At 59.6% G+C, this 280-nt stretch carries 1 pseudogene; it reads left to right on the forward strand.

From position 1 onward, the window contains the following. Positions 1-37: 37 nt before the first annotated feature. A pseudogene (locus tag FQ668_RS27400) lies at positions 38-280 on the forward strand (isochorismate synthase); the annotation flags it as partial.

Below are 280 nucleotides of genomic sequence, written 5' to 3' on the forward strand. Positions count from 1 at the left end.
GCGTACAAACGCGTTGTCGCCTGACCGGTTTTTCTTTATGTCGCCATACCGCAGCTTTACCACGTCCGGCTGCTTTGCGCGCTTCTCAGAGCCTGCCGTTAACGGCGACGATCTGAGCAGCCCGTTCCAGCGCAAACTGGCCGGGGCGTTTGCTGAAGCAAAAGCGCAGGGCATTGCAAAACCGGTGATGGTGGGGGCGATCCCGTTTGATACGACGCAGCCGTCGGCGCTCTTTATCCCGCAGTCGTGGCAGACGTTTACCCGTCCGGCAAAGCAGCAT

It is taken from the genome of Pseudomonas sp. Kh14 (assembly GCF_900291005.1).
In the GTDB taxonomy this organism is placed as follows: domain Bacteria; phylum Pseudomonadota; class Gammaproteobacteria; order Pseudomonadales; family Pseudomonadaceae; genus Aquipseudomonas; species Aquipseudomonas alloputida.